Here is a 5,933-nt window from a genome sequence, read left to right on the forward strand (position 1 = left end):
GTGATCGGCATGCTCGAGCTGGCGATGAAAAAGGCCGAGCAGGGGGTCATGGACCGCTTTGCCGTCGAGGTGGCCTCAGGGGCGGCGCGCGGCCTGCTGGAGTTGATCGGCGACATCCTCGACATCTCGCGTATCGAGTCCGGGCACCTGTCGCTGGCGCCCGAGCGCGCCAATCTGCGCGCCCTGGTGGAGTCGGCCGCACGGATTTTCGAAGGCCTGGCCCGCCAGAAGCAGTTGCACCTGCACCTGGAGGTGGATGCCGCCGCCAACCAGGACGTTTTGATCGACCCGTTGCGCTTCAAGCAAATCATTTCCAACCTGTTGAGCAATGCCATCAAGTTCACTGAACAGGGTCAGGTGCGCCTGCGTGTACAGGCCACGCCGGACGGTGACGGCCAGGGGCTGACGGTGCGCCTACGGGTGGAAGATTCCGGCAGCGGGATTTGCCTGGCGGACCAGCAACGGCTGTTCAACCCCTTCAGCCAGGCCAGCAACAACCAGCAGTCGGCGCGCAGCGGCTCCGGTTTGGGCTTGATGATCAGTCGCACGCTGTGCGAGATGATGGGCGGCACGCTGCAACTGTCCAGCGTGCTGGGGCAGGGCACGCAGATTGAAGTGGGCTTGCACTTGCCGGTTCTCGAGTCCCTGGCCACCGCCCTTGTGCACAAGGAGGCGCCCCCAGTGCAGGGCCAGGTGCTGAGCATCCTGGTGATTGATGACTATCCGGCCAATCGTCTGTTGTTGTCCCAGCAACTGACTTACCTGGGGCATCGGGTCAAGGAAGCCCAGGACGGCGCTCACGGTTTGTGTGTCTGGCGCAGCCAGCATTTCGATGTGGTCATCACCGACTGCAACATGCCTCTGATGAACGGCTATGAACTGACCCAGGCGATTCGCGCCGAAGAGCGCACCTGGGGCATTGAACCCGGTCTGATCCTGGGCTTCACGGCCAACGCGCAGCCGGAGGAAAAAGTCCGTTGCCGCGAGGCCGGGATGGATGGCTGCCTGTTCAAGCCCATCAGCCTGCAGGACTTGAGTGCGTGCCTGGCATCCGTGGCCCCCGACACCGTGCCGGTCCCGACCCTCGAGGAGCGTCGCGAGCCCACCGATGCCATCGACCTGGACAACCTCGAACAACTGACCCGTGGTGACCGCGCGGTGCTCCGGAGCCTGTTGGGCGACCTGGCCAGCAGCAACGAAGAGGACATGTCGCGGCTACTGAAGTTGTTCACCCGCCATGATGTCAACGGTTTGGCAGACCTGGCGCACCGGGTAAAGGGCGGGGCGCGGATCATCAAGGCGCAAGCCCTGATTCACTGTTGTGAACGCCTGGAGGCCGCCTGCAAGGGGTTCGATGAGGCGCAACTGACGGCGGCGGTGGATCAATTGCAGCAGGCCATGGAGCGCCTGGGCGAAACCCTGGAACAACAGGTGGGCTAAGGGGCGAGGGGGAGCCGACTGTGCGGGGTCAATAGGTATGGGTAACTCTGGGAAATTTCCTACAAGTTTTAGGACGTTTCCTAATTAAGTTCAGGAAGTGGGCGGAGATAATCAGGCATCTTTTTTACATAACGGGCCGCCCAAATGATACTGCCGATCAGGGTTCTGGTACTTGAGGATCACCCCTTTGTCCGCGCTGTAGCCGTCAAGATGCTCACGCAATTGGGCTGTGAGGCGGTATTCCAGGCCAGTGACGGCGCGCAGGCGCTGGCAGTCCTGGAAGAAGTCGGTGCCGTGGACATCGCGCTGTGTGACCTGTGCATGGAGGGCATGGATGGCCTGGAGTTCTTCCGCCAGGTCGGGCAGTGCGGGTTGGTCGGCTCAATCATCATCAGCAGCTCGCTGTCGGCGGATCTGCGCCGCGCGGTGCGGCAGATCGTGGCGTTGTCGGGGCTCAGGCTGCTGGGGGATGTCGGCAAACCCCTGCATCCACGGGCGCTGGGCCAGTTACTGGAAAAACACCTGATCAGTCCCCGGGAAGAGCGAGTGCCGCCGCCAGCACCGCCGCCACCAGCCTGTGCCAACGAAGTGCGCCAGGCCCTGCACGATGGCCAGTTCCAACCCTACTACCAGCCTAAAGTCGACCTGATGAGCGGTGCGGTTTGTGGTGTGGAAGTGCTGGTGCGCTGGCATCACCCGTTTCGTGGGGTGCTGTCGCCCGTGGCGTTCCTGCCGGAACTTGAGCGTGCCGGCTTGTTGGACTCGCTGTTGTTCACCCAGATCGACCAGGCCCTGACCCTGCAACGCCAGGCGCGCGAGCAGGGCTTTGCGATCAACGTTGGGTTTAACCTGCACGCCCAGCAACTGGCCAATCCGCTGCTGGTCTCCACCATCCGCGGCATTCTTGCGCTGCAGGGTACGCCAGGCTCGAGCCTGACCTTCGAACTGACCGAAAGCGGCCTGCTTGAAGCCCCGGCTACCAGCCTTGAGAGCCTGGTGCGCCTGCGCATGATGGGCTGCCAGCTGTCGATCGATGACTTCGGTGCCGGCTTTTCCTCGTTGCAGCGCCTGTGCCAGCTGCCGTTCAACGAGATCAAGCTGGACGCTGAGTTCGTCCGCACCTTTGAGGATCAACCACGTTGCCGGGCCGTGATCAGCAGCACCCTGGCCCTGGGGGATGCCTTGGGCATGTCGGTGGTCATCGAAGGGGTCGAGACCGAGCAGCAGCGCCAGCAGTTGCTTGCTTTGGGCTGCACCCAGGCTCAGGGCTACCTGTTTGCCCGCCCCATGAGCGGTCCCGATCTGTTGCATTGGCTGCAGGTGTCTGCAGTCGCGCAACAAAAAACTTGATCGAGCATGGAACTGTTTCTTTAGGAATAGTCCTACAGAAACGTCGCGGTGTTGCCCTTAGTCTTACAGCCTCTTGAAAGGGCTGGTTAAAGACCGGTCGCATTGTCTTTGCAGAGTTAGTCAACCATGCCAAATAAAGCCTTACGCATCCTTATCGCCGATGAGCAGCATTTTCATCGCATGAAAATCGAACGTGGCCTGAACCAGCTCGGTTACTACCGGATTGCCCCCGTGCACTCGCTCGAAGAGCTGCTGACGGTGGTGGAGTACGGCTGCGAACCCTTTGACCTGGTCATCCTCGATGCCAACCTGGCCGCCGGCGGCGGGCTGGACCCGCTGGGCTTGTGCCAGGACAACCTGCAGATCCGTCATGCCTTGATCTACGATGCCGAGCAAGCCGGGCTGCCTGCCCTGTATCCCGCTGCACAGCGCAAGGTGCGGCTCCACCAGGCCCGTCTACCCGACCAGGAAACCCTGGAGAGCCTGATGCGGCGTGTCGATACACCCATCCCACTGTCCGAGCGTGGACACGGCTGGCCGCGTGACAGTTTGCGTGCCTGAATAGCCTTGAACCGGACTACCGTTCGTCGGAACTGTCAGATCTGACAGGTAGTCCGGGCCTTATCCCCGTGCAATAGTCTTGGCGCAGCTGTCGTGTCTGCGTTGGCGTACGCCTTCTACATCAGGAACTACCCATGAGTTCACTGTTGATCATCGATGATCATCCAGTTATTCGTGCCGCTCTAAAAATGGTGCTGGGAGCCCTCAAGGACGCCCGCAATCGGACGGTCTTCCAAACCATCATGGAGGCCTCCGACGGGATTGAAGGCCTGCAGATGATTCGTCAGCACGCGCCCACTCTGGTGGTGCTCGACCTCAATATGCCAGGGCTCAGCGGGCTGGACTTTCTCAGCCGCCTGCAGCGTGAGCGAATCTCCACGCGGGCGGTGGTGTTCACCGCCAATGAACCGCGGTTTTACATGGAGCGCTGCACCCGGGCCGGAGCCATGGGCTTCGTCGAAAAAACCAACGACCTGCAGGAGCTGTGCAAAGCCGTTCAAGCGCTGCTCAGTGGCTACACCTATTTCCCCCGGCTGGAGACCAGCACGGTCAATCTCAGCAGCGTGCAAATCGACGAGCAGCAGATGATCGACACGCTCTCGGACCGCGAGCTGAGCATCTTCCAGGCACTTGCCCAAGGTATCACCAACCAGGAAATCGCCGAGCGCCTGCACCTGAGCCACAAGACGGTCAGCACCTACAAGACCCGGCTGATCATAAAACTCAACGTGGAATCCCTGGTCCACTTGAGGGATTTTGCCAAGCGCAATCATCTGATCTGAAGGGCCATCGACATGCGTGCCTGGCTGCTGCTGTTGACGTTGCTCAACCTGTGCTGGTCGCCGAGCAGTCCTGCTGCCGGGCCGCAACCCTTGCAGTTGATGGGGCGCTCGAGTGTCGAAGGCTATCGGGTCGAGCTCGCGGCAACCGACTGGCACTGGCTGAGGAACCAGGGCCGTTTGCGGTTGGGGGCCTCGGCGCCGGATTACCCGCCTTTTGAAAACACGATCAACGGGGACAATTTCGAGGGCATCACCGCCGACTTTGCGGAGTTGATCGGTCAGTTGCTGCATATCCGGGTGGAGGTCCAGCGCTACGACTCGCGTCAGGCCGTGATCGCCGCGCTGAAGCAGGGTGAGATCGATCTGCTGGGGGCGGCCAATGGTTTTGAAGCGGCCGATCCGCAGTTGGTGATGTCCCAGGCCTATGCCGAGGATGCGCCCATCCTGGTGACCCGCCGGGGCGACAGTGCGCGCCTGGTGCCGGACCTGGCGAACCTGCGGGTGGCGATGCTCGACCATTACCTGCCGCCGCAGACTATCAGGGCGGCTTATCCCAAGGCGCACCTGCAGCTGTATAGCTCGACCCTGAACGCCGTCGGCGCGGTGGCGTTCGGCGGTGCGGATGTCTACCTGGGTGACTCCATCAGCGCCAGCTACCTGATCAACAACCACTACCTGAGCAACGTGCAACTGGCCCAATTCGCGCGGCTGGAAGTCAACCCGTTCGGCTTTGCCCTGAGTGTCGACAACCCGCGGTTGCGGCGCATCATCGACGCCGCGCTGGCGGCGATTCCGGAGCAGGAGCGCACCACCATACTGCGCCGCTGGAGCACCGGCAGCAGTTTTGGCGGCAGCCAACAGGTGCAATTGAGCGCGAGCGAGCAGCGTTGGCTGGAGCACCACCCCCAGGTCAAGGTTGGCTTCCTGCGCAACTTCGCACCGCTGTCGTATGAAGACGAAAATGCACAGTTTTCCGGGCTCGGCGCCCAGGTCATGGACCGCATCAGCCTGCGCACCGGGTTGAAATTCCAGGCGCTGGCGGGTGACTCCCTCGATGGCCAGATCGCCCGGCTCAAGGCCGGCGAGCTGGACGTACTGGCCGGGATCACCCCGACCCTCGAACGCCAGGCCATCCTGCGGTTCACCCGACCCTACCTGATCAACCCGTATGTGCTGGTCTGCGCGATCGGCAACAAGGCCCCAGTCACCCTCAAGGATCTGGCCGGCAAGCGGGTGGCGGTGGTCAGCCGCAACCCGCAACGCGATTTGATCCGCAGCCATGCCCCCAACGTGCGCTTCATCGAGGTGGACAGTCCCGCCCAGGCGATGGCGCTGGTGGCCAGCGGCGGCGCCGAGGCGGCATTGAATACGTTGATCAGCGCGCGCTACATCATTGCCCGGCAATACCGCGACAAGCTCCAGGTGGCCAGTACCGTGGGCGCCGAACCGGTGCACATCAGCTTTGCCACGCAGCGTGGGGCCGTCGAGCTGCAGTCGATCCTGAACAAGGCGTTGCTCAGTATTGCGCCGGAAGAAATGGACGAATTGGCCAATCGCTGGCGCACGGGACTGCCGGTCGACGACAGTTATTGGGCGCGCTACCGCACCCCGATCATCCAAGGCTTTGTGGCCGCCAGCCTGCTGTTGCTGCTGGCGCTGGGCTGGATCACCTATCAGCGGCAGTTGATCCGCAAACGCCAAGTGCTGCTGGATCAAGTGCAGCAGGCCAGGGCCGCCGCCGACGACGCCAACCGCGCCAAGACCACCTTCCTGGCGACCATGAGCCATGAAATCCGCACG

5 protein-coding genes are annotated in these 5,933 nt (G+C 62.2%); all 5 read left to right on the forward strand.

All coding sequences use genetic code 11. The features are described 5' to 3' along the window. On the forward strand, positions 1 to 1,440 hold a 1,440-nt coding region (locus tag H7995_RS27870), incomplete at its 5' end, for an ATP-binding protein (RefSeq protein ID WP_185819306.1). 144 nt (positions 1,441 to 1,584) lie between these two features. Next, entirely contained in the window at positions 1,585 to 2,790 is a 1,206-nt protein-coding gene (locus H7995_RS27875) for an EAL domain-containing response regulator (RefSeq protein ID WP_185819307.1), read from the forward strand. Positions 2,791 to 2,916: 126 nt separating this feature from the next. Beyond that, the gene (locus H7995_RS27880; protein WP_166590814.1) at positions 2,917 to 3,351 is read left to right on the forward strand and encodes an ANTAR domain-containing protein; all 435 of its coding nucleotides are present in this window, start codon (positions 2,917 to 2,919) and stop codon (positions 3,349 to 3,351) included. Positions 3,352 to 3,485: 134 nt separating this feature from the next. Further along, positions 3,486 to 4,133 carry a response regulator transcription factor gene (locus H7995_RS27885; RefSeq protein WP_166590813.1) on the forward strand — a complete coding sequence of 216 codons (648 nt, stop codon included), beginning with the start codon at positions 3,486 to 3,488 and terminating at the stop codon, positions 4,131 to 4,133. Positions 4,134 to 4,145: 12 nt separating this feature from the next. Beyond that, positions 4,146 to 5,933 (forward strand): transporter substrate-binding domain-containing protein (locus tag H7995_RS27890; protein WP_185819308.1); only part of this gene is annotated, 1,788 nt, incomplete at its 3' end.

This window comes from Pseudomonas kielensis (assembly GCF_014236655.1).
Taxonomy (GTDB): domain Bacteria; phylum Pseudomonadota; class Gammaproteobacteria; order Pseudomonadales; family Pseudomonadaceae; genus Aquipseudomonas; species Aquipseudomonas kielensis.